Below are 26,581 nucleotides of genomic sequence, written 5' to 3' on the forward strand. Positions count from 1 at the left end.
ACATACGTTTTGTTCAGATAAGCTATCTGGATGGGCGTGTGAGACAGATAACGAATCCTAAAACTCATGACTCGACTATTCCCCATAGCGTTGAGCTGTTGCTTTATTTTGAGCTGCAACCTAGCTTTTTCCCAACCTTTTTCGGCCACTTCCGGAATGAGTGACTCCTATATTGATGTGGAGTGGGACTTATCTCAGGTTTGTTTTGAAGATGCTTCTAATAATGATGAAGCTTATGAAGATGGTGTATTCCTTGAGCTGACAGCAAACGGTGTTGTCATCTATACAGAGATCATAGATGAGGCTATGCCTGGTCCGGTAGACAATGTTTACCGCCACTTTGTTGGTCCGGGGCGATCCATTAATTATGAGCTTGTCCTCTATGAAATCGGGCCCGGTGACGAAATTACGGCGATGGGGTGTTCAAGTTTGACTGAAACTGGCGGCACCCTGGCTTTTCAGCCCCCGGTTGGGGTAACTGCTACAGATGCCACTCGTGCCGATGCGGTAGAGCTCACCTGGACGAATAAGTCTGAGTTGAGTTCCTCTTTCCAGGTGATACGAAAAGTTGGGGCAGAAGAGACTGTTGCGGCGATTATTCCTGGAACTTCTATTATTGATTCTGTTTTTACATTTGAGGACAACTTTTTGCTTGGCAATCAAAATAGCCTGGAGAATGGCATAGAGTATGAATATTGCATCCGGACCTTCAGTGAGCTCGTAGATTCTACTTTTTCTGAGACTGATTTTTCTGTTTGTGACCAGGGCAGTACGTACGATATTAACTTCCAGGCATCTGATTTTGCTTTTTCAGATCGGGTGGAAATGACTTGGGATGATGTATCAGCCTTTGCTGATAAGTTAGTTATCCGAAGAGACGGAGAGGTTATTGAGGTGATTGAGGTCCCGTCAGTGACGCAATACGTAGACTCAATCCCAACGTACGGGCTGAATAGTTTGTACACTATAAGTTTACTGGTCGATGAAGAGGGAGATGTTATTCAGGTGCAAGACCAGGATATGGGAGGCGTAGACCCTATTGGCAATATATCAGGTTTTGTCCGTGGTGAAGAGGGCGTTGGCCTTTCAGGAGTTAAAATATTTTATGAAGTTGAAGTTCTGGATTCGGTAATTCAGGATTCCACGATAACAGATTACACGGGGGCCTATACATTCAGTCCCATATTCTTTGGACGAACAGGGAACTTTACCATTACGCCCTCTCGTCCTGGTGAAGGGGCTTTCCTTCCCGCCAGCCAGGAGGTAACACTTGATGTAGAGAGCCCGGTTGCATTAGATATTAATTTTTCCTTCCGGGGAACACTCAGCACCGGCCCCGATTCGATAGCAGTGAATTCATTTACTTCCAGCCCGGGTGATGATATTCTCAATTTCTCCTGGAGCTATTTTTCTGATGCGGATACCACACATTTTCAATTGTACAGGTATGGGACGCTCATTGGGATAGAAGACGATGCGGATGGATTGCCAGGTAGCATTACGGACCGCACTGGCAAACCCGGGCATTTTTACGTTTATGAGCTTCGGGCCTATTCTATTCGTAATGATTCGTTTACCATAGCATCTGTAAAGGATACGATTCAGTTTCCAGAGGTGACAGCGCCTGAAAACCTTATAGTCCAGGATGATTTTAGCGCGGAAACAGAGGGGATACTGACATTAAGCTGGACCCACACTTCGAATAATTACGACGGATTTCAGGTTTATCGTAATGATAGCCTGATTGCCATGCTAGACCAGGGCGTAACTTTTTTCTCAGATTACACGGGTATTCCCGGCGCAGTTTACGATTATAATATCTCGGCCTTTAGAAAATTCAATGGCCCGGTATTGGGAGAAGAAACGTTTGAATCCGCTTATTTGGGCTCTGATGGCAATCTGTATCCTCCGTTTTTTGAGCCGGATAATGTAAACGCTGCGCCGCAGGTCAATGAGAACGCGGTTTTGGTCAGCTGGGATGTACCGGTGGCTGCTTCTGCGATTGACAATTACTCTGGCTTTAAGGTTTATCGGGATGGCGTAGAAATAGGCACCATTTTAAAAGGGGATGATTACGAATTTTTGGACTTGCAGGGTCTTCCGGGAGCAGGTGTGGAATATGCGGTACGAACGTTCGTGCTACAGCCCGACACCCTTTCTCTGAGCAGCGGAACTCCGGCCGCTAATAATCCGGTGAACTTTCCTGTTATTGAAGCTCCGGTCATTAATTCTGTAGGGGCTGCGCTGGGTAAGGCTACGGTCAATCTTGGGGCAGGCTATTCCACTGCCAACAGCAATTTTGATGGGTTTATTTTCTATGCAGATGGCGTCCCTTTTGATACCGTCGATGTAGATAAGAACAGCGCAACCTATTACCCGAACACAACCGGAGGAAGTGCCATTTCAATAAACTTCGAGGCTAGGGCATTTCGAAACATAAATGGCAGGATATTCACATCCGATGCCGATGCTCAGACAGCCTCGGTACCGCTTGGGAACAACCCCCTTGAAGCACCTGGGAATATCAATGCTTCGGAGCATTTCCCTATGCATGTGGCGCTGACCTGGACCTATCCCGTCTTCAAGCTATCCCGGTTTGTGGTTTATCGGGATGGCGTAGCTTTGGATACCCTTCCCACTACCGCCCGTGCGTATTATGACTATGATGTGTCGGTTTCGGTCCGCCATGAATATGCGGCACAAGCTATATACGAAGGCGCAGCCTCCATCTCCGTTTATGATCAAGGCTCAAGGTTAGGCAGAGGTTATGTTATTGCCCACATTGACTCCGATGCCAATGGAAGGCAGATGGACAGTTTAAGGTTTAATATTCTGGGGAGCTCAGGCCCACTGGGCGCTGTATTTACGAACGAGTCTGGTACAGCTGTTTTTGATTGTCTGCCAGTTGACAGCGAAGTAGTATCATTTACCCTGGATACTGAAGGACGGACGCTTGAAGTGCCTGCTGCGACACTGAGTCCGGCAGGAGGCGTTTCTGGAAATGATATAGAAGTCCTAGAATTTGAAGAAACTTTCGAACCCTCAAATGTCCCTCCATTACCCAGAGTGGACTCTGTTGCGGCAGTGGTGAATGCCTCTGCGCAGGTGCTCAAAACCTGGAGGCAGGTCGTTATTAGCTGGTCTGTTTCAGAGGGTCGTTATGACGGGTTTGAAGTCTACCGTGGTCTTGCAAAAATTGCAGACGTCCAAAGACGGGAGCCCAATTACGTTATAGACAGTACAGGAGTTGGAGGCATAGAATACCTTTACACCGTTCGTCCGTACTATATTGATAACGGAGATATTATCCGTGGAGAAGAAGTTGGGGCATTTATTGCCTTTCCCGCGCTTCAACCTGTAGAAAACCTAACTGCTACTGCTGGGTATTTTGGTAATGCCAATACTTTAAATCTCAACTGGAGTCATCCTAAAGGTGACGTATCCTATTACCAGCTAACCAGAAATGATGAAGTAATTGGCATCATACAGTCAGGAGAACAGCTGACCTTTGAAGATAAGACCGGTAAGCCTGGTCAGACATACAATTATACGGTTAGTGCAATACTGATCGAAGATAACGGCTTAGTTGTTTCCGATCCCAAATCTGTAACTGTTGGGTATCCGGTTGTTGGAGATCCTGCGCTTAGCTTGCTTGCTGTGCAAGATAGTAATGCAGTCAGGGTGGAATGGACTTATATGGGAGAAGAGGTGGATGGTTTCCGGGTGCTTCGGGATAATAACCTGATCGCGACACTCGAGCCGGATGAGCGTATATATTGGGATAAGGAAGGGAGCCCGGAGTCCGTCCATGAATATACGGTGATCAGCTTGTTGAACCGCGATGGCATGGAATTCCAATCGGAGGGAGCAATGGATACCATTACCTACCCCAAGCTCAAGCCAGTCGTTAATTTGATGGCCATGTCAGTAGACTCTCTTGGTAATGCTATGCTTTCCTTTGAGTATTATGCAGGTGGTGTGGACCGGTTTGAAATGTTGTATAATATCTCTTACACTTACGCGAATAATGTAATTCAGGATTCGTCAGTTATGCTGACGCTGTTTCCGGATCAGTTGGAAGATAATATACTGGAGTTTGAGGACGAATTGGCAATCCCTCAGGCCAGTATTGATTACATGGTCAAAGCAGTATCCGTAAGAGATGGTGTTACCTATTTTTCTGACTCGGAAACGGCTACAATTGTCTCTTATCCACGCCCACCTATGCCTATGAACCTGGTCGCCACCGATGGTACCTATGAAAACCGGGTTGAATTGAGCTGGGATAGCCCTTTAGAAGCCAATATCGACTTTTTTGAAGTAAGGAGGGGTAATACTGTAATTGGTACGGTAGAAGGAGGGCTTCGTAAGTTTACAGATGTATTCAACGGAATTGGCAACGATCCTAGTGGAACTTACACTTACACTGTAGTAGCTTACCGGAGTGATTATGGCGTTAATTTTCCTTCTGTGTCAGCTACTGATTCGGGTTACCCTGGGTTGCTCAGAAAAGGGTACAATGTCTTATCTGATGCTAACGTAACCTCCTCTTTTGGGTGGGATGTCGCAGCAGATCAGAATAACGTCATTGTTGGCTCGCCTTTTACAGGTCGTGGCTTTGCCTCTTTCTTTACCAAAAACTCAACTACCAATAAATGGGATCTTAAGCTTTCTTACTCGCATGGCAATGATGCTACCTGGACACTTGATGACTATGGGTATAGTGTTGATGTAGTAGGAGGAGAAGTTGCTGTAGGAGCACCCAGAACTCAGAAAAACGGTGATATAAATTGGGGCTGGATAGATTACATCCCATCTGGATTTACAGGTACTTCAAGTGGCTTTATCGGGTGGGCATCTGCCACAGAGGATAGTCGATTTGGAGAGGATGTAGCTGTTACCGGTAATCGATATTATGCCACCAAGGAGGCTACAGGAAACAATGAAATTCTTTATTTTGCGCAACCTGCGACCTTGACTGGATTAGTTACACAGCCTGCCAACACAGGATCCCAGGATTATGTATCTATGGATGCCAGTGATTCCTACGTTGTGGCTGGTGCGACAACTACCACAACTTCTGAGGCTGGCTTCGTAGATATTTTCAGACGAGATGGAAACATCTTGGTCCATGCTAACAGAACGGAAGGAGAAGAAAATGGTGATGAATTTGGAACGTCTATTTACCTCGAGGGCAATTTCATGGCGGTAGGCGCAACAGGTAGTCAGGGGGGGAAGGTATATATTTACCAGATCAAAGATAATGGCACTACAGCTGATGAAATTCAACAGATTACGCCCCCAGGGCTGGACAATGCTTCTGACACTGATAAATTTGGTAGCGATGTTTCCTTATCTGGCAAATATCTATTAGTGGGGGCGAGAAATCATCAAAGCATCGAAAGTGGAGTTTCTGATCGGACAGGTCTTGCATTCCTCTATGAAAAATCAGGTAACACGTTTGATTATGTCGATGTATTAAGCCTTCCTGATGGTACGGGAGACGCAGGTGATGATTACGGCTTTAGTGTGGCAGCCTCTACCGGTGGCTTCTTTGTAGGTGCACCATATTGGGGCAGCGATGGAGGAGCCTTTTATTACTCCCCGGACTTGCTTGAACTTTGGAATCAGAAACTAATATCCGTTACCGCCAGCGATGGCCAATTCTCCAACCGCACCCGTGTGGCATGGGTATTTACCGGCAACCGTGATTACATCAACGGCTTTAATATTTACAGGGATGATGAGCTCATTCACAATGCAGCCTTCAATGAATCCGTATACATGGACACGGATGGTGTGCCGGGCAGAGAATACACTTACAAGGTCAAGGTACTAACCACCGAAGACCGGGAGTCTATACCTAAATCAGATAAAGGCTTCCGTAAAGCGATTGGCGTATTTGAAGGCGATGTGTTTACTGCAATTGGAAGTGCACCGGTTCCGGGAGTTACCATAACTGCCGAGGGGATTATTAATGGCGAAAAATATGAATATTCCGGCCTTACGGATGTCAATGGCCATTTCTATATCGACGGTGTATTCTTCGCTGACGAGACGGTTAACTACACCCTGACTGCTTCCTATTTGGATCATGTCTTCCTGGTGAATCCGATTCCGGTGGTGATCTCACCGGATAACCCCGTGAAGTCCAATATCATATTTATTGATAATACCGCTTTTATTGCACAAGGAACAGTTGCTTACGAAGGAGTGAGTTGCGGGCTAGACAGCATCACGGTTAGATCAGTACACAGGTTTTCTAACGGGTCAGAGTCCTTGGATGAGGTTATGACAGATGAAGAAGGCAAGTATTCCCTGGTTCTTCAGCCAGGTCAGGCCGGGTTGGAAGAGATTCGGATAGAAATTGATTCCTTCCAGATCAGGTCAGATGTCATGGGCAATAATGCTGACACTATCCTGCATCTGTTTAAAACAGATAGCGCAACCGTCTTTACAGACTTTTCTAATTTCAGGCAAAATTATCAAATTGACTTTGTTGATACCCTTACTTATGAAGCGGAGTTCTTTGTAACGACGGTTTGTGGTTTGCCTGCCTCGAGTAATGGCAGCTTTAATATTGAAATCAGCCGAAGAGATGGTTGTTACCAGCAAATTGTAGCTACCAATAATATTTCAGGTAAGGTAACAGCGAATTTGCCACCTTTGGATGACCTCGTGGTGACAGTCAGGTCGGGAGTGCCGGCAACGGTAGAAAATCTGTTGATCACGGATTATCTCCGTTATCGCCCAACTGAAATAGATTTGGAGCGTACCCATATCGATAATTTCAAAAACGACTACAGCCAGGAAGTATTGGATTCCCTGCTATTCACAAAGCTGGTGTATCATAAGCCTGCAACAATCGATGTGTCGAACGAAATCGGCGAGTTGTTCTGTGGGGATGCCTCTGAGCCTCGGATCTTAAGGCAAAACAGCAATTACAATCTGACATTCAGTGTTGAAGAAACCATTAACGGGCTTACCTGCAGTGTAGACGAAGGGTTCTTAGTGGTAACCAATGCTGCTGCCAAATCCAACACCCGTGATACATTGAACTACCTGCCGGAATTAAATGGTTTTGAAAAACACCTTTTCACTGCCGGTGCCCCCAACCTTGTTGCGCCTTTCCGGAAGGGGGTTAATATCAAGTATTTTTCTGCAGTTGGCGACCTTTTATCAGAAGTCAATATCCCATTTGTTATTACCGGTTCTGCGCCATTGCCGGGCAGTGATGTTATTGTGGACATAAGAGATCAGGAAGGTCAGATTAAACTTCCTATTTATGTGCTTCGTGACCCATACGGAGATGGTAGTTTCAGCTCTATTGAAGAAGGGACTACCATTACAAAATCACTTACGGAGCTGTTCTCTTTCCGGGGAGGTGCTGGTGTGGTAACTGACTTGAAGTTTGCAGTAGGTACGGTAGGCTTATTTTTAGAAATTGATGCCCTGGCTGGAGGAAGTACCGCTGATGAGGATACTTATGAACTCTCCATTACGACAACCCAGGAAATCTCCACTTCGGCTACAAGTGACTTCGTAGGACCGGATGCTGATGTCCTGGTGGGGATTGGAGCTTCAACTCAATATGGCTTGATTGAAGAAGTGCGATATCTCGAGGATAGCTGCAAATTTGTCAAAGTCCAAACTATTGATATTACGCTGAATGAGATAAAGACGGATTGGTTTTATACAGTTGGGCAGATCAAGCAATTGAGAAATGAGAAGCTCGACCAGGTAGATCAGGTTAGAGATGGAACACTGGAGCTTCAGGTGAATGGAGAAGTGCTGGATACAACTGAAGCTATCGGACGGCTCAGCGCGCTTGCCAATAACTGGCAGGCGATGCTTGATTATCATGCCCGCGAATCTGTTCCTTATTACCAGCTTTGTGCCGAGCAGCTCAATGCCGATTCCCTGTGGGATGAATCAATTGAGTTTGACAATTTCCAGACTTTCGTACAGGGCTTAGACGTAGGTGTATTTGGAGAAGAGCCAGATGATTTCACGCCCGATGCTGACCCGGATGAGGATTTTATTACCAGGATACAAAACGCCAGAGATGCAAGGGCTGGCTTCTGTGGAGAAATTGGCTCTTACAATGCTCAGGACAGCTTTATTCTCAACCAACCCCTGGATGAGGTTATTTTTACAACTGATCTGGCTGAGCGGTATGAAGAGGCATCAAGAGCTGTTGACCTGTGGGTAGACTCCCTTTATCTTTCCATTGATGATGTAGAGGAGCGAATTTCTGATATTACCACGCTCGAGGGGATATTCCCGGAAGTAGAAAATACTACATTCTCTGCGGGTGTAGATGTCACTAAAACCCGGACTGTCAATCGTACGACCAGCAGCAAGTGGTCAACCCGGGGATTTGTAGATTTCTCTCTGATCCTGGGAGGCTACCTGAAGGCACGTGCCTCGGGGGGATTTGGTCTTATTACGGATATAGCCGTTGCTGAAAATAAGCTGGGAGGACAAATCGAACTTAACTTCGAGTGGGGCAAAGACCGCTATAACTCTAAAGAGGTGGAGTCTACTATCAGCTACACCCTTTCTGATGACGATCCTGGCGACCAGTTCAGCGTTACGGCAATCAAAGGGCGGGACCAGGGGCATACGCCTTACTTCCAATTGCTCGGCGGTAGGTCCAGTTGCCCACCTGAGGAAGGCACCATTCTAAGGGATATCTTCGATATTTCACTTTATGATCCCGAAACAGAGTCTACTTTCGATTCTCAAGAGCTGCTCAACCTGAACCCGGACGAACCGGCTGAGTTCTTCGTTCAGCTCACTAACCTTAACCCTTTTGGAGAACAAAGAGACCTTTTCGTTTATCATGAAGGAGAAAGTAATGAAAACGGCGCAACCTTGAGACTAAATGGCGGATTGCTGGGAGGAGGTAATCAAAGTGGGCAAACGTTAACCTTTATTAATCCTAATCAGCCTATCATCCTCCCGCTTACCCTTACCCGGTCAGTCAATAATTATCAGTTTGATAGTATCTACATCGTTTTGAGACCTAGTTGTACGGATGGCGATCTGTTTTTGCTGGGTCAACGGGATACGGTTACGATTAGTGCCAATTTCGACTACCCCTGCAGCGATATCAGCATTGCTTCACCAGGGAATGACTGGTTGATATCGAGACGAAACCCATTTTTAGATGATAGCTTTGAGAGTTTATCCATTGAAATTCGGGATTACGAAGCGGACAATCCGGCTTTGGAAGAAATCTACCTGGAGTACCGCCGTATTGGCGATGGTTCTGGCTGGGAACGCATCCCGACCTCTCAGTTAGACCCCAATTATATTGTCAATAGCGATTCCCTGATTGCGTACAATGAAGAAAATTTTGGGCCTGGACAGATACCTAAGTACTTTTTTGTCTGGGACATCACGGAACTTTACGAGGCCTATCCGGATGGGATTTATGAAATCCGCGCGATTTCTTTCTGTGGAGTTTCCGGAGAAGTGCAGTCCAATATCATCCGCGGGCAAATCCGCCGGCAAACCGGCGATGTATTTGCCCTGACGGAACCGGCAGACGGTATCTGGCAGGCTGGTGATGAGATTAGCATCAAGGTTAATAAAGAACTGGATTGTGCGCAGCTGGGTGACTTTACCTTTGAAGTCACAGAGCGAGCCTCTGGCAATACCGTGCCCGGAGAGGTATTCTGCTTTGCGAATGAAAATAAACTGGTCTTCCAACCCGATAATACCACGCTGCTGGACTACGACGGTCAAATTCTTGATGCCATAGTCTATGATCTGGAAGATGAGGTTGGTAATCGATACCTCGATACCTTCAGATGGGAGTTCAGAGTCGTTGCCAGGGATATCTTTGTTCAGGATACCCTCCTGGAGACGACCATCTATCAGGATAGTGAGGGAGAGCTCAATACCGTCATTTTCTATAATGACGACATTGGTTTCATCAATTATGTAACAGACGGTAATGCAGATTACCCGTGGTTGACGGTTGATCCGACCACTGGTTCTGTGCCTGCTGCAACGGGCAGAGCGGTTACCTTTACGATTGATGGCTCACAGCTTCCGGTAGGGGATACCACAGCCGTTATTCGCTTTGTATCTACCTCTGGGTTAATGAACCAGGGGGTAGATTCTGTCAGGATTAAAGTCAACGTCTTGGCTAAACCTCCCTATTGGGTAGTCGATCCTTCTCAATACGCTACGAGTACCCCCGTCATCACGAATTTTGAATTCACAAATGCACCGGGTGTTACCTCGAGAGATACTATGGATATTATCAGTGCCTGGATCGGCAATGAGATCCGGGGCGTAGCCAGAATCAGCAGCACACAGGTAGGGCAGTATGCCGCCTTCATGCTGGTTTACGGTGATCCGGAGGATATTGGCACACCATTAGAGTTCAGGGTTTGGGATGCCAATGAAGGCCGGGAATACAATGGCTATCCGGTCGACAGTTTGTTCTTTGATGATGCTCAGTCCATCGGCTCGTTTGGAGATCCGGAAATCCTCATGGTAGACCGTAACCGTGACCTAGCCCGTTACATTCCGGTGAACGGAGAGGAAGACGGTGGTGGTGGCATTACCTGGCTTTCCTTTAACAGCCAGGAAGAGGATATGACTGTTGATGAACAGTTGCGGGAATTGAAGTTCCTCCAGAATGGTGATATTATCAAAACCGAAAGTAAGTCAGCAGGCTACGTAGAAGGTGTAGGTTGGTTAAGCACCAATGGCCTGGATAGCATAGAAGCTGAAGAAGGTTACATTTTATTCCTGGGCGGCCTGGATGATACCATACGGGTAACCGGCATGGATGCTGAATTCGGCCCCATAATTTTAGAACAGGGCTGGAATTTAGTCGGAGCTCCTGTCCAGGATACGATAGCTATCAATGATGCCTTTAGTGTTTTGAACATATCAAACGGAGACTTCCTGACTACCGTAGCACAGGATCCGACACTACCAGGCTTATCCGCGAACATGGTTGCCCAATACGATCAGGGGCTTTCCCAATGGCTATTTGGCCTGGGCAGCGGCATGGAAGTGATCCGGCCAAACTTTGCTTATCAAATTCGGGTGGCAGCAGCCAACGCCGTCATGCTATATGATGGCGCTACTTCTCCACTCACTGCCGCTCCGGTATCCGATGGGAGCGGAGAGCGTATCGCTGCTTTCGTGCCATCCGATCCATCAACCTGGTCTGTAGATCCTTCTGAGTATCCTTCCAGCATGGTCGTGACCGGCGTAGCCTTATTTGATGAGGTACAAAGCCTGGATCAGGGTGACAAAATCGCTGCCTATGTAAATGGAGAGTGCCGAGGCGCAGCCCACATTAGCCACATTCCTGCTCTGGGTGATTATATGGCACCCATGTTTATCTATGGAACCAATGCGGGAGATGTGGTGGAGATACTGATGTACGATGCAAGCGAGGGCCAGGTTTACCTGGCTAAGGAAACCCTGGTGTACGAACCTAATGGTATTGTGGGCAGCTTTACAGCCCCATATGCCTTTGAGAACCAAACCATGAGCGCGATCTATGAGCGTGTGAATACCTACTGTGAAGCAGATACCAGCGGTTCACTTAGCGTCACCATGGTAAGTGGCCTCACTGCTCCTTACACCTACGAATGGAGTAATGGTGCTTCTGGCGCTTCCCTGGCTGGTCTTAGCTCTGGCGACTATTCCGTTACCATTACCGGGCAGGAAGGTATTTCCTTTGTAGATACAATAGTATTGGAAAACCTGGAAATCACAATCCCTGCTCCAACGGTAGAGCTATCCACAGACAACCCCGCTTGTAGCGGCACTGATGTTGTCCTGCATGCTATGCCCCCAAATCAGGAGGCTACCGTGGTCTGGCAAAACAGTGCGGGTGAAGTTTTAGAAGAGGGCAATACCCTGCTGCTTGAGCACTTACAATCACAATTTACCGCTTATGCTTCAACCTTCTACCGGGGGTGCCAATCAGAACCTATGGAGACTACTATTGAGGTCTATGAGCCAGACGCAGACTTTACCATCGCGCCACCGGAAGAGCTGACGACTGCCACCGCAGTACAATTTCTGCCGGGGGATAATACGGGCAGTTTTGCCTGGTCATTTGGAGATGGTGCGGTAAGCGATCTCGTTGCGCCACTCCATCAGTACGAATTGCCAGGGCATTATCAGGTTTCATTAGCACGGACTGACCTTGCAGGATGCACAGGATATGGATTGTACGATATCTGGGTGGGAGCAGCAACACAAACGCTGGAACTGCCTGAGGGGAAAATTCAACTCCAGGCAACGCCCAATCCCTTTAGCCATTACCTCGATGTAATGCTGGATCTTCCCTACGGCGGATCTTTCGAATTGGAGTTGCTATCTATTTCCGGTCAGCGAATCGAAAGGATACAATCGGTTTGGGAAGCTGGGAAGCGCAGCATTCGTCTGACACCAGATATTTCAGACGGTACTTATTTATTGCAATTGAGAACAGACCGGGGGCATCGTTTAGCCTTGCCAATAATCAAGCAAAGCCCCCGGCCATAGTGTTCATTATAAAAATGAGAAAAAACTAGCTCCATGGCACCTAGAGTAAATTTTATATTTTTGATCCTTATGGCTTGGTGTAGTAGTGCTGCACTGGCTCAAGACACTGCCGACCGCTTCGACGAATCCACCTGGTCCGTAGCCCCGGCCAACTACCCCAATAGCATGGTCATTACGGCAGTGATCGATATAGAAGGGGAGGAGTCCGTTGACCCCAATGACCGGGTTGCGGCTTTCGTAGGCAATTCCAATGGTATCCGTGGTGTATCGAGCCCGGCCTACGTAGCAGCGCTTGATCGCTATATTGTCAGCTTGTTTGTATACTCCGTAAGCGGTGCACAGGATGATATTACCTTTCAGGTATACGATGCAAGTACAGACGTGGTCTTGCCCTGTACGACTACGGAGCTGTTCAGTACAAATAAAACGGTGGGCAGCTTTGCGCAGCCGGATACGATCTTCACGGTCCGCATTCAGGCCAATTTCACCAAAGATGATGTGCTCTGTGCCGCCGATACTTTCGGCTTTGCACAAGCTAACGTAACCGGTGGGCTGCCACCCTATGACTACCTCTGGAGTACCGGGGCAACCACGGACCGGATCGATAATATCGGTCAGGGCCGTTACTACCTGACCATTACAGACGATAATGGGTTTGCGAAGGTCGATAGCGTAGACATCCTAAATCTCAACAGAGCAATTTTATCGCCTGTACTAGCCGTAGCGCCAGAGGATACCCTTTGTGCAGGTCAGGATGTATATCTATTCAGTTTTAGCGCAGAAACCGAGATGCCTACTTACGAATGGTTTGATAATTTCGGCAACTTTATTCAGGAAGGCAATGCACTGTACTTACCCGAAATTGCCTTTTCCAGGGAGCTGGAGGTTTTTACCAATGTCCGCAATTGCTTGTCTGATCCTACTGAAATCGACGTGGAAGTACTGCCGGTGCCAAGTGCAGCGTTCACGCTAAATAATAATGCCCCTTCCATACAGGATACCGTAATATTCACCCCGGCAGTCAACGACGGGCAATATGCATATGCCTGGAATTTTGGAGATGGCGCTACGAGTACAGCGCCCATGCCCAGCCACGCCTACACCATTGCTGGTAATTATGTAGTGTCGCTGGAAATGGCCACACCAGATGGTTGTATCAGCCGGACGGAACAATACCTCAGTGTTGGCGCTACGGGCATAGACGTGTTGTTTGCGCAGCAAGCCCCTGCCTGTGACGATGACCCCTCAGGAAGCATTACGGCGCAGGCCATCAACGGAGCGCCGCCGTACACCTACGCCTGGGAAAATGGGGAAACCACCGCAACTGTATCCGGCTTGTTGCCAGGCAGTTACGCCCTGACCGTAACCGATGCACAGGGCAATGAGCGGGAAGCGATATTTGATCTTTTGGCCAGCGGCGCCCTGCAAGCCCCTACCGTAATCGCCAATGGCAACGGACAGGCGTGCGCAGGTGATGACGTAACGGTTGCGGCTTTTTCTGACCGCCCGGGCGCAGCAATACGCTGGTACGGAGACGCTGCCGGCGCGCAATTGCTCTACACAGGCAGCCAGCTCACGCTATTTGGCCTGAGTAGCAGCCAGCAGCTTTGGGCAGAGGCCCGTATTGGCGGTTGTGCCTCTGCACTAACTTCGGTCAATATTGAAGTGCCTGCCATTGAATCCGGTTTTACCATCAGCACATCAGCCCTGCCTTTGGGCGAGTCCACGACTTTCCAGGCTGCCGCTCAGCAGGCAGGCTATACCTACACCTGGTCTTTTGGCGATGGGGGCAGTGCTTCCGGTCCTGGCCCGCACGACCATACCTACCTGCTGTCCGGTACGTTTGAAGTGACCCTTCAGGTAGAAAGCCCGGAAGGCTGCGTATCAAGCACAGCTCAATTCGTCAATGTTTGGGGCGGAGCGATGCAACTATTGCCTGTTGTCACCAACGCCACTTGTGCTGGTGACGATAGCGGGGCTATCCAATTACAAATACAGGGCGGCCAAAGCCCGTATACTTACGCCTGGAGCAATGGGAGCGCCCAGCCAGTCCTGGATGGGCTTACGCCTGGTACGTATAGCGCTACCATCACGGATGCCAATGGCCTGGGAGCCAGCATACAAGTCATAATTGGAGCAGAAATCGACGGCCCTGCACCACCATCCGTAATCGTGAATGGCGGCAATGCCATTTGTGCCGGTGGCGATGCCTGGGCAACGGCTTATTCAGGAGATGAAGGGGTGACCTATTACTGGTATCCCACTTTTTTGGGCAATAACCCGGTTTTTGTAGGCAATACCTTCCTGCTCTTCGGCATAGAGGAAGGCGATACCTACTACGTGGAAGCCCGCAGAGGCGGCTGTGTGTCAGACCGTACCCCGGTAAATATTCAGGTAAATGATCCGGATGCACGCTTTACTTCAACCCTGGAGGTCGCTTACCCGGGCACCCCAATTCAGTTTTCTGCATTGAATACGAACCTGGGCACCATATTGTCCTGGGATTGGGGCGACAACACACCCAACGGGCAGTTCCCGGATATGCAGCATACTTACTCAGAGCCGGGTATTTACGAAGTAATGCTTACCGCAGTTGCGGTACAATCAGGCTGTGTTGCCAAAGAAACCCTCAGGATCCAAATCGTACAGGCACCAGATGGCGGCTCAGGCGGCGGTGGTGGAGAAGCCACCCTTTTAGCCCTGCCATTATCCGAGCCCGCCCGTTGCCAGGGCAGCCCATCAGGAACACTTTCCGCCCATGCTATAGGCGGCACGCCTCCGTATAGCTACGAGTGGAGCAATGGCAGTACAGAAGCTTATCAAAACGGTGTGGGTAGCGGGGCCTACTTCCTGACCGTTACCGATAGTGAAGGCAACAGCACCGTAGGCAGTGCCACAGTGGGTGCATTGGATGAGTTAGACCCGCCTCTGGCTGTGGTGAATGGTGGGCAACCAGCTTGCCCGGGCACCCCAATATGGGTCGCTGCCGCCAATCAAAGCGAAGGGCTGTCCTATTTTTGGTATGCAGATTCCCAGGGCCAGGAAGTACTATATGCGGGTGCCTCTATTCAGGCGCAGGGCAGTGACCTGTTGGATACCCTGTACCTTCAGGCACGGGATGAGGGGTGTATTTCTGACCTGACTCCAGTGACTATTCAGTACGAATCAGTAGCCGCAAACTTTAGTGTTAGTGCACCCACTGCATCAGTTGACCAGGAAATTACCTTCGCTGCTCAGACCACTGTGCCGGGCGCTTCTTACGCATGGTCATTTGGGGATGGTTCAGCTGCCGATGGTGCCTTGGCCACCCACAGCTATACACAGGAAGGATTGTATGAAGTAAACCTGGAAGTACAGTCCGAGTCCGGTTGCACCGCTGCTGAGCGCCGTTTTGTCAATGTTTATGAAGCGCCAAACGGACAGCTGTCTGCTGCGTTTGCTTTAGAATACCCGTTTTGCCCCGAAGATGAAACCGGGGCGGTCAACACCCTGGTCTTTGGCGGCCAGCCTCCTTACACTTTTGAATGGCAAGATGGTGCGGATGGCAATGTCCGTACTGGATTGCCCACCGGTACCTACGAAGTTACGGTGACAGATGTGAATGGGGCTACAGCCGTTGCCTCCACCACACTCCCTGCACTAATTGATGAACTGCCGGCACCCGAGGTTGGGCAGGCACAGGCAGGCCCGGTATGCGCTGAGGGTACTGCTTGGCTTGCAGCTACCGCAGAGGTGCCTGGTGCGACCTACCATTGGTACGATGCGCCGGTTGGCGGCACAACGGTCTTTACCGGCAGTTATCTGGAACTCAATGCACTTACTGAAGCACAGGCCTATTTTGTGGAAACTCGATACCAGGGCTGTACTTCCGGTACCCGTACGCCTGTTTTTGTGGAAGTGGAAGCAGCAGACGCGGCATTTTCCACCTCACCGGTGGTAACGGCGGCCGGCGAACCCATAACTTTCGTTGCTCAGAGCGGCCCGGGTGATCAAACCTACGCCTGGTCCTTTGGTGACGGCAATGGAGCTACCGGATTTAGCGCCATGCATGCCTACAATGGCCCCGGATTCTTCACCGTAATGCTGGAAGCCACCACAGAGAATGGCTGTCGGGCAACAGAGACTCAAACCGTGCAGGTGCTGCCCGGTGGCGGGCTGCAGCTTGCCATAGAAGCAGAGGGGCCTACTTGCCCGGATGCAACCGATGGCACTTTAGCCTTGTCGGTAGAAGGCGGTGCATGGCCATACAGCATAGAATGGGCAGACGGCCCCACTACGGAAGACCGGGATGGACTGTCTGTGGGCAATTACGAAGTGACAGTTACAGATGGATTAGGCAATACCGCCTCTGCCGTGGTAGCATTAATTAGCCAGGCTGGTGATTTGGTTGCGCCTGAAGTGGCCATTTCCGGAGGAGCCTGCCCGGGCACCATTGTGAGTCTGATCGCAGGCAACAACCCCTCGCAGGCTGATTACCTTTGGTATGATGCCCCCACAGGAGGCAACCTCCTCTACGCAGGTGCTACTTTTCCATTTGGGCCTATCACTGATACAGATACCGTATACGTAGCAGCAAAGCTGGGCACCTGCAACAGCAGCCGGGTGATGGTGGAAGTCCCTGCCAGTGGCCCTGATGCTGGTTTTACTTTTAGTCCGGCTGATATCCTAACCGGTGATGAGGTAACTTTTACACCGGATGAAATCAACCCGGATTATATGTATGAATGGGGCTTTGGGGATGGTTCCACTTCCGGTGACGAAACTCCTGCTCATACTTACACCTCAGAAAATACTTTTCTCGCAACCTTGACGGTGACTGACGGATCCGGTTGTGCAGTATCCAATACACAAGCTATTCCTGTTGGATTTGGCCAGGCACTCGGGCTGCTTTTGGAAGCGGTAAATACGCAATGCAGCGGTGGGACAGATGGTGCGGTCGCGGCTCAGGTCTTCAACGGAGCCGGCCCTTATACTTTTGAGTGGAGCAATGGGGCCACCGGGCCAGCCCTTCAGGGCGTGAGCGAGGGTACCTACAGCGTAACGGTTACCGATGTGGAAGGCACCACAGCCGTGGCACAGGCAACCGTAGGAAGCAATGTGCCTCCGCTCCCTGCACCACAGGCGGCCTCAAACAATGATGTCATTTGTGGCGATGGGTTCCTGTTGCTCTATGCTTACGACAACACCGGTGCTGCCAATACATTCTTCTGGTACAACAGCGCTTCCGGGAACGACTTGCTGGGCAGTGGGCCGACCTACAGCCAACAGGGGCTGGCAGGCGCTGCACAGACTTTCTTTGTGGAAGCCGCGGCCGGCACTTGCCGCAGCGGTACGCGCACACCGATCACCATAGCATCTGAATCTCCCAATGAAGGCTTCACGGCTTCTGCAAATACTGTCACGGCCGGCAATACAGTCAGCTTTTCTCCTATCAATGTAGATGCAGCATACGATTACTTATGGTCCTTTGGTGATGGGACGGTTTCCACTCAAATGAGCCCGGTGCATACCTATAATGCTCCAGGACAATACACGGTAAGCCTTCTGGCGGAAAGCCCATCGGGCTGTAGTCAGACGGTGCAGGAGCCTGCTTTTATAGAAGTTATTGCTCAGGGTGCTTTGTCCGTAAGCCTGGAGATAGAACAGCCAGCGTGTGCGGGTGAGGCCACTGGTTTGGTGGAAGCCACGCTGCTGAATGGCACACCACCGTTTACCTATGCCTGGAGCACGGGCAGTAATGCCGAGGTTCTCGAACAAGTACCGGCGGGCCAATATGCCGTAACCATCACCGATAGCGAAGGCAATAGCGCCCAGAAAACCTTCAGCCTTAATGCGCTTTTCCCAACACCCAATATCCCTGAGATTAACTTGTCTGCGAGCCTGCCCCTTTGTGCTGGTGAAAATATACTGGCCACAGCTTTTTCCGGACAGGTGGTGGACCAGTATTTCTGGTATGATGAGTCCGGTGCCCTGCTGGGAGCTGGCAACAGTTACCTTGCCGTGGCAGAAGGCGACTCCCTAAAGCTACAGGTGCAAGCGCAGCGGGGAAGCTGCTTCTCCGCCTTGATATCCGCTGCCTTCGAGGTGGAAACGATAGACGCTTCTTTTGAAGTGGCAGGGAACGCTCAGGCTGGCGAGAGTTTATCCTTCCAGGCAAACACCACTGGTTATGCCAATTATAATTGGGACTTTGGTGATGGAAATACCGCTGTGGGCCAGAGTGTTCAGCATACCTACGCCACTTCCGGTAGTTTTGAAACCTCGCTGGAAGTCGCGAGCCAGGCGGGCTGCAGCTCAGTAATAGCTCAGAGCCTGGTCGTAGAAGCAGAAGAACAGCTATTATTGTTATTTGACACAAAAGATGTGCTTTGTGCAGGCAGCACTGCCGGCTCAGCAACTGTGACGGTACAGGGCGGTATGCCCCCGTACAACTTCACGTGGAGCAACGGGCAGACCAGTGCGACACTTACGAACCTGGAAGCAGGTAACTACAGCGTAACCGTCACGGACGCTATGGGGCTTGCCACTGAAGGCACTATCGAGGTGGATAACCTGGAAGCGGATATTCCACAGCCTGTGATCACTGCTAATGGCGGGGCAGTCGTTTGTAAAAACGAGCCTGCCTTTTTCGCCGCCACCGTCCCTGGCTACCCGGATGCCACCATCAGCTGGTACGAAAGCCTGTCCCAGTCCGACCCCGCTGCTCAGGGTGATGTATTCGTGAGCCAAGGCTATGCCACAAATGCGGTATTGTATACGGAAGCAGTTGTCGAAGGGTGCCAGTCTGATAGGCTGCAATATGCAGTAGAAATACAGGCCCCGGAAGCTGCGTTCACCGTCACGCCTGAAGGTACCCTTGAAGAAGGAGGCCTGGTGCAATTCCTGCCTGCGGCTCCTGCCAACGGGCATAGCTATTACTGGCAGTTTGGAGACGGCGGATGGAGCACCGCTATGGAGCCTTTCTATTTTTATAATTTGCCGGGCATGTTTGATGTATCCCTGGAAGTCACCGACCCGGATGGGTGTACCAATAACGAAATGATGCCAGATCTGGTGGAAGTAATGCCCTATCAGGGCTTTGGCCCGGGCCTGGACGAACGCTCGAGCCAAATGCAGGGGAGCAGCGATGTGCGCGGTACCGTATTCCCGGTCCCGTTCCGTTCCACCCTTACTGCAGTGCTGACGGCGCAGCATAAAGGGCAGTATGCCATAAGCCTCGCAGACGCCCTCGGCCGGACGTTAACAACTGAGCAGCTGGAAATCGGGCCAGAGCCCCGGAGCTGGCAGCTTAATAACCTTGATGCCCTGCCCTCAGGCATGTACTACCTGCGTATACAGGGGCACGGCCAGCAAACCATTACTAAAATCGTAAAGCAATAAATCATGCCCAGAAACTTCAAAACTTTCGCGATCATGACCTGCTGCCTGGCAGGCCTAATCTTCGCTGGCTGTAAAAAAGAAAACAATGGCAACGGCGACGGACAGCCGCCTATCCTGTTGGTGAACGGCACTGACGTGTACGAGGATACCCTTAAGGTCAGTGCCGGGCAGTTGATGGAATTGTCCTATAGCATTGAGGATGACCAAAACGACCACACGCTCAGTATGTCCAAACTCAACGGCGCAGTGGTCAGGTCCGGTGACTTTATACTCAATAATGCCCGTATCGAAGAGTCCCCAAAGACGGGCACCTTAACTTTGCAGGCCTTGGAGGAGGGTACTCATTCTTTCGTTTTGTCGGCAGAAGACCCATTTGGAGCTTCCGGAACCGCCCTGGTGGAAATTCTGGCTATCGGCAATTACAAGCCGGTAGCTGCCCTGGTTGCGGAACAGGTGGACGAGGTAGCACCTTACCACATGCGTTTTGACGCCAAGCAAAGCTTTGATCAGGATGGCAACTGGGGCGGTGAGATCATGGCATACGAGTTTACCCTGGAAGGCATCTACACCGTTGAGACGGAACGATCTGAGCTGGACTACATCTACCCCGGTCCGGGCACTTACGCTGTACAGGTTAGAGTGAAAGACAATGATGGCGCTTGGTCAGAGCCGGTGCGGCGGCAGTTTGTGGTAGAGTAAGGTGTTGTTTTGATCCTGCTTGAGCTTACCTCTTTTTCAGTGTTTTGGACAGCCAAAGGTAAATGTTGCGCTGATAAGGATTGACCAGTGAGGAGGAGAAAAACAGTAACTTCCGCTCTGATTTTGTTATCCTTCCCGTAGGGCACCACACTATTCAGTTGGTGAAAAGGATTGGCCGGCCCGGTCCTCCACATCCAGCCACAGGGGCCAGCTGGTATCGCCAAAATGATGGTAAATGTGAAGGAGAAAAGGGCGTATACAGTCTGGTGAGCCCCTGAACCTGAAAGACAAATCTCCATTATACTGAATGCGGGGGTGGTAATAATCTGCAATGAAGTTGTATTCTATAGGAAGGGTAGAGTGGTTTTCCAGGCCGTACTTCCAAACGGTGGCGATAAGCGTTCCTTGGTCTCGGGTTTTCCACTTTGGGTCATGGAATATTTCAAGGGTCCATGCATGCCACTGTTCCAGAAAAGGAATGGATGCCCGGCCGAACAGAAATACCCCACCGTTCCAGTGCTGCCAGTTTTTCTGATTAATGTGCACCCCAAATTTTTGATGAATCAGCTGCCGCAATGCATCAGAGCTGGGCCAACTGATCTTCCTCCCTTCGCTGTCTTGCCAGGATAATGTGAGCCCATCCCAGCGAAATGCAGACTGGGCTTCTATGGCCCGGATGACAATAGCTTCATCGAATATAAACTGCCCTTGCTCATCGTACCATTTCCTTTCCTTTTTGTCATAACGGTAGCCATGTTTCTGGACAAAGGCGTCAAATTCAAACGGTGCTCCAAATACCGCCTTGTGGAGACTTTCAAATGATTTTTTCCGAATGCCCGGATACAGGATTTCCAACGGGAAAGTGAGCACGGCATTGCTCCAAAATAGCGCCTTGAAGGCGGTTTTTGCCAGGAGTAACCGAAGCCTGCCCTTACAGGAGCCAAAGTCTTTAAACTTTCCTGCATGTGCCGGTTGGGCAGCATTGAATGCTTTTTTGATGGCCTGGATGCGCTCGTAATGTGCGCCGGCTTCGGCCTTTTGTGCTTCCTCCAGCGGCTGGTAACGGTGCCGGAGTACTTCCAGTTCTTTTTGTTTCCGGATCAACTCCTCTGAGCCAGGCTGATACACCGCACTGGGACTAAATTCCATCATCCGGCAGTGGTCACTGCAAAATCGGATGGGAGGAATAAAATGGTTGAAGATCTCATCTACACCCGGCCGTACGGCCAACACATCTGAATCGAGGTAGCAGTAAGTTTCGTCGTTATTGAAATCCAGGTGCCGGTGCAAGCTCGTTTTGAGGTAAATTGCAGCTTCGTGAGCGGATAACTGAGGCGGCGTTGCGATGTCTATGATCTCATTATGCTGTATGGGAATGGCATTGCGGGAGGCATCCGTCACCACCACAGCCGGCTTTCGGGAAAACTGCTTCAATAAGCCCAAAGCAAAGTGCAAAGCCTGGATATGTTGCGCGGCGCCACAAACGACAAAAACATACTTCATTGCTCTGGCTGGTTGGTAATGGCTGATTTATAAGTTTGTTCAATAAAGCCCGGAAGCTGCACTGATGGGTACTCCTTTAAAAAATATTCAAGGATAAAATAAAGGAATTCAGGTTGACTAAGAGAACTTAAAATGACTTCTTCATATTCCGGATTTTGCTTAAGAAAGTCCATCAGTGCTTCATAGCGAGGTTTAAAATCTAGTTGAATGTCTATAGTTTTTCCTGCCTTAATGGAATGATATCGATGGTAAGTTGCCTTCAGGTTTTCCAGGCTTTGTACTTTCGGCAGTTGGGGCCAAATGGACAGAAAGGTGAGGTAATCTTTGAAATCAAAGGATGGAATATGATGAAAATCAGCCAATTCCCCAGAAGAGGCTGAAGGAGAAAAAGAGACTTCCAATTGTTGAAGCCTGGTCCCCTCCAGGAATAATGAATTTTCATTTTCCAGAGCAGGCCATTGGCGATTGGCTAAAAAGTACAGGTGGCTTAGTTCCGGCAGCGGGGTTCTAATGGAGATTTCCCCGGATGGGAGCAAATAATGACTGGCTTTAATTTGACTTTCCACCTCTGCTGTAAAACCATCTGCATCTACAAGTATCAGGGGTGTCTTGATGAGCCCTTTGAATCCTGCCGGGAGTGAAATCTTCACTACCTTGTTTGGGAAGTAACCCGGGTGATAATCACAACAGGATAAGCGAGCACCCGGCCCTAAAATAAACTGCCCGGATTCCTCAGGTATGGAGTCTAAAAACCATCTATTGATGTGATTATCCTCCGGACGGAGGAATTTTTCCTGGTGGGTAACGGGGCTGGGCAAGTTTTGCAGGTCTACCGTTTGTGTACCATTGGTTACCCACCTTGCTGCTCCGCCTGCAATGGCCTCTACGGATAAAACTTGCTGTGCATCGCTCAAATAATACAATCCGAGGTCTGGATCATACATTTGCCATTTTCCACCAATGTTTACCTCAGGCACCACATGTCCTCCCAGGTGCCATATGCGGGACGGTAAGCCCATTTCCTGCCAGATAGTAGCCAGGGCACTGGCTATATCGTCGCAGAACCCATATCCGGCCGAATTCAGTAGATACTCTGGTGCATGGAGCCAGCGGGCGCTGGTGAGGTGGGCATTTCGAGTGGTCTTGGCGACGAGCCTCCAGGCTGCTCTGGCCTGTGCTTCCTGCCCGATATTTTGAGCTTTGATTCGCTGAGCTACCCGGGTGCGTTGGAGATACCATCCCTGGTTGATGTCGATAAAGAATTGGCTTTCCTCTGGTCCGGTGTTGGTCAGGTGAACGACCGTTTGCTCCGGGTGGTCCAGCCTGTACGTTTCCTGCCGTTGTTCCTGGGGTGGCTTACTGGTGCAGGAGGATATGAAAAGTACCAGCGCAGTTATGCCTGTAAAAATAAAAAACCAGGTAAGCCTCGTAGCTGCCTGCCTATTTTTGCGTCCAATATGATCCAGCATTTTTACTCCACAGTTTTAATTGGTTGCACAAACCCGATAGAGCATTGGCATTTTGTCGTTTGACCTTCGTATTTAAGTGTGTCCGGAATTGTACATAGTGATGGATGAGGCGGTCTAATTCCTGTACGGGCAACCGGCGCAGGGATAACTCCTCTGGCCACCAAACCGTGTTGAAATGTACATACCAGCCTTCCTGATTGCAGCGCGCTACAATTGCTGGGATTTCCCATGCATTGAGTATGCAGGGGCTGACTGCGAGTGTGAGGCGGCTGCCTTTCTGCCTTGCGAGGCGGCTGAAATACTGGAGATTGGTCATAACCTGGCCAAATTTGGCGTTCTTCCGAATGTTTTCAAAGGTATCTTCCTCAAAGGAATCGATGGACAGGATCAGGCTTACTTTTAGCCCTTCTAGTGCCGCTATTACTTTTTGATTCAGCACAGTACCGTTACTGGTAATATGTACCCTGATGCCTGGATTGAGCTTTCGGATGGCTGCCCATATTTCGAAGTACAACGGAATAAGAAAGGGTTCTCCCCCCAGGAATTTAGCTTCCCAAAGGTGAGGTAAAAAGGGTTGAAGTTCTTCGACAAAATCAGCATTGTAGAGTTCCGGGAATGCAGGCAATTGATCCCGGTTGCGCCGAATGCTTGAACTGAACTCCCCAAAGCAAAATGCACATTCGAGGTTGTAGGTATTGCTGAGTTCGAATTCCATCAGGCGGGGCATATCCGGAGGGGAGGCAGCCCTGATACGGCCGTACTTCAATTGACGAGCCTCAGCTTTTAATTGCTGAAAAAAGGCCCGGGGAAAAGGAGCTGCAAAGAGAGCGGTTCCCAGTCGCAGGGGCGCCTGCGGGAACGGGAGATTTGCATATCGGTCGTAGTTGCGAGCCAGTACATTGCTGAAATTGGCAGCCTTGAATTGCTCCTGGCAGCTCGAACAGCCGACAGGAAGAGCTTTTCCCATCATAGCCTGCCGCATTTTCTGGGCTTCTTCCCCACACCAGGCCCCGAGCAGGTTGTCGGCGGGATAGCGTGCCAAAACGAACTTTCGGTTATAACAGCAGGCCAGGATATCGCCATTTCTGGAGAAGTATAGGCTGCTGAAGGGCGCAAAGCACAGCCGCTTTTGCAACGCTGGCGGTCGTTGCCTGTTGTATGCCGCCCTAACCTCACTGGATAGAAAGGCTGGTACGTTTTTAGCCTTATTTGACTTCAGGTCATCCATCGCTGCCACCATTTTTCGAGTACTACTAGTTTCCAAAGCCGCCAGTGATCCTTGTCCCGTAGTAATCGTTCAAGGCCTGCCGGGCTAATCACATCCGATTTAATCAATTGGCCATCCCTCAGACAATTCGCATAAAATGCAATATCCATATAATAAGAGTCTGGCCCTACAAATCCCTGTTTAGGCCGCTTCAAAATTTCTGCCGGCAGGGTGTTTTTGATGTTCTCGTAAAGCAAAAACTTGGTCTGGCTGGCCCGGTAATATACTTTCGGATGTAGGGAAAATAGGTATTCAGCCAATTCGTGGTCCAGGAAAGGGACGCGCACTTCTAAACCATGCGCCATACTCGCCCGGTCGATCTTGGTCAGCACAAGTTCACCCATAAAGGTTTGAATATCTAGCTTTTGAACCGTCTTTAATAATTGAGGGTACTGCCGGGTATGCTTTTTATAAAACCAGTCGGGAAAAGCCGGCAGCTGATCGTGCAGCCGGGGATGGATCGTATCCTTTAATACCTCCAGGTCAAAACGGCCCATTGCCATGGCAGTGGCATAGTAGCTGGTAATACTAGTTCCGGAAATTTGTTCCGGGAGGTAATACTTAAGGCGGCTCAGGGTGCTGAGGCCTGCAATGGGCTTTTGCCAGGTATAACCTGCGAATAACTCATCCGCACCCTCTCCGGAAAGTACGGCCTTTCGGTGCTGACTGGCCATTTGGCTCACCATAAATGTGGGGATGGTAGAAATGTCCCCGAGGGGCTCATCGTAGAAATAAGCGAGCTGGTCCAGCAAAGCGAGTTGTTCCCGGCCGGCTAATCGGGTGTGAAGAGGCAGGTTGAGATGGTCGGCAACCCGACGGGCGTATTGATCCTCACTTTTTTCCCAGCCTTCAAAACCAATCGAAAAGGTGTCTAGCGCTTTCCCTTGCTTATGGGCGTAGGCGACCAGCGCACTGCTGTCATATCCACCGCTCAAAAAGCTGCCTACCGGTACATCGCTTTGCAGGTGTTGCCCTACAGACTCGGATAGAAGTTCATGTACCTGATGGACGGCTTCCCGGGGAGTGGGCCTGAGCCTGGGATCTGGCAATTGCCAGTAGCATTGGGGGGATAAATCAGGAGACCCCGAGGCAAAGGAAATATCGAGGTAATGGGCTGGCGGCAATTTCTTCAACCCCTTCCAGATGGTCTTCGGACTGGGGACATACCGGTAGACCAAAAAGTCAGCCACCGCCTCCATAGATGGGGCAGGGCGTTTGGCCAGCCCTTTGAGGATGGCTTTTAGCTCGGAGGCAAAATAAAATTGATTATTCAGGAAACCATAGTAAAGTGGTTTGATGCCAAAACGGTCCCGGGCTATTAGAAGCCGCTTTCGGTGTTCGTCCCAGATACCGAATGCAAACATCCCTTTTAGCCGGCCGAGCATACCTGTGCCCCATTCCTCATAAGCGTGAAGCAGCACCTCGGAGTCCGTTTTTGAGCTGAAATGATGCCCTGCTGTTTCCAGTTCAGCTCTGAGGGGGATATAGTTGTAAATCTCTCCATTAAAAGTCAGCCATACCGATCCGGTTTCATTGGTCATAGGCTGCTTGCCCTTTTCGGAAAGGTCCAGGAAGGAGAGCCTCCGGTGGCCTAACGCAACAAGACGATTCTCAGAAAACCAGGAGCCAAAACCATCAGGCCCCCTGTGCTGAAGGGTATCCCGCATGGCATTGAATTGCCGTTGCTGAATAGGAGCCTGAAGGGAAATCTGACCAATTATTCCGCACATAG

General features: G+C 49.8%; 7 protein-coding genes and 1 pseudogene. 3 read left to right on the forward strand and 5 right to left on the reverse strand.

Annotation, left to right across the window (positions count from 1 at the left end):
- Positions 1–66 precede the first annotated feature (66 nt).
- The 3 genes from IX84_RS22590 to IX84_RS22600 are packed head-to-tail and all read left to right on the forward strand — an operon-like array spanning position 67 to position 20,610.
- Positions 67–12,531: a PKD domain-containing protein gene (locus IX84_RS22590; protein WP_160213888.1), complete on the forward strand. Its 12,465-nt coding sequence runs from the start codon at positions 67–69 to the stop codon at positions 12,529–12,531.
- Between the two features lie 33 nt (positions 12,532–12,564).
- Complete coding sequence (locus IX84_RS22595) at positions 12,565–19,911, forward strand: PKD domain-containing protein (RefSeq protein ID WP_044226211.1); 7,347 nt, start codon at positions 12,565–12,567, stop codon at positions 19,909–19,911.
- A gap of 3 nt (positions 19,912–19,914) precedes the next feature.
- A complete protein-coding gene (locus IX84_RS22600; RefSeq protein WP_152605199.1) occupies positions 19,915–20,610 on the forward strand; it encodes a PKD domain-containing protein in 696 nt (231 codons plus the stop codon).
- Positions 20,611–20,760: 150 nt separating this feature from the next.
- Here the strand turns inward: IX84_RS22600 and IX84_RS22605 are convergent, their stop codons facing one another.
- The 5 genes and pseudogenes from IX84_RS22605 to asnB form a co-directional block, all read right to left on the reverse strand.
- Positions 20,761–22,113, reverse strand: a complete 1,353-nt coding sequence (locus tag IX84_RS22605; RefSeq protein WP_044226215.1) for a hypothetical protein — start codon at positions 22,111–22,113, stop codon at positions 20,761–20,763.
- Positions 22,110–23,057, reverse strand: coding sequence for a hypothetical protein (locus IX84_RS33095; protein ID WP_152605200.1), 948 nt, complete (start codon positions 23,055–23,057; stop codon positions 22,110–22,112). Before IX84_RS33095 ends, IX84_RS22605 begins: the two co-directional genes overlap by 4 nt.
- Positions 23,058–23,582, reverse strand: a pseudogene (locus IX84_RS34705) (transglutaminase domain-containing protein); the annotation flags it as partial.
- Complete coding sequence (locus IX84_RS22615; RefSeq protein WP_044226219.1) at positions 23,554–24,810, reverse strand: radical SAM protein; 1,257 nt, start codon at positions 24,808–24,810, stop codon at positions 23,554–23,556. The pseudogene IX84_RS34705 and the gene IX84_RS22615, both read right to left, overlap by 29 nt.
- A complete protein-coding gene (gene asnB, locus IX84_RS22620) occupies positions 24,798–26,579 on the reverse strand; it encodes an asparagine synthase (glutamine-hydrolyzing) (protein WP_052516314.1) in 1,782 nt (593 codons plus the stop codon). Before asnB ends, IX84_RS22615 begins: the two co-directional genes overlap by 13 nt.
- Positions 26,580–26,581: the final 2 nt, after the last annotated feature.

Source organism: Phaeodactylibacter xiamenensis (genome assembly GCF_000759025.1).
GTDB classification, from domain to species: Bacteria; Bacteroidota; Bacteroidia; order Chitinophagales; family Saprospiraceae; genus Phaeodactylibacter; species Phaeodactylibacter xiamenensis.

Coding starts and splice junctions, on each gene's coding strand:
- IX84_RS22600 (WP_152605199.1), top strand. CDS start 19,915: ATGCCCAGAAACTTCAAAACTTTCGCGATCATGACCTGCTGCCTGGCA.
- IX84_RS22590 (WP_160213888.1), top strand. CDS start 67: ATGACTCGACTATTCCCCATAGCGTTGAGCTGTTGCTTTATTTTGAGC.
- IX84_RS22615 (WP_044226219.1), bottom strand. CDS start 24,810: ATGGATGACCTGAAGTCAAATAAGGCTAAAAACGTACCAGCCTTTCTA.
- IX84_RS22595 (WP_044226211.1), top strand. CDS start 12,565: ATGGCACCTAGAGTAAATTTTATATTTTTGATCCTTATGGCTTGGTGT.
- asnB (WP_052516314.1), bottom strand. CDS start 26,579: ATGTGCGGAATAATTGGTCAGATTTCCCTTCAGGCTCCTATTCAGCAA.
- IX84_RS33095 (WP_152605200.1), bottom strand. CDS start 23,057: ATGTATGATCCAGACCTCGGATTGTATTATTTGAGCGATGCACAGCAA.
- IX84_RS22605 (WP_044226215.1), bottom strand. CDS start 22,113: ATGAAGTATGTTTTTGTCGTTTGTGGCGCCGCGCAACATATCCAGGCT.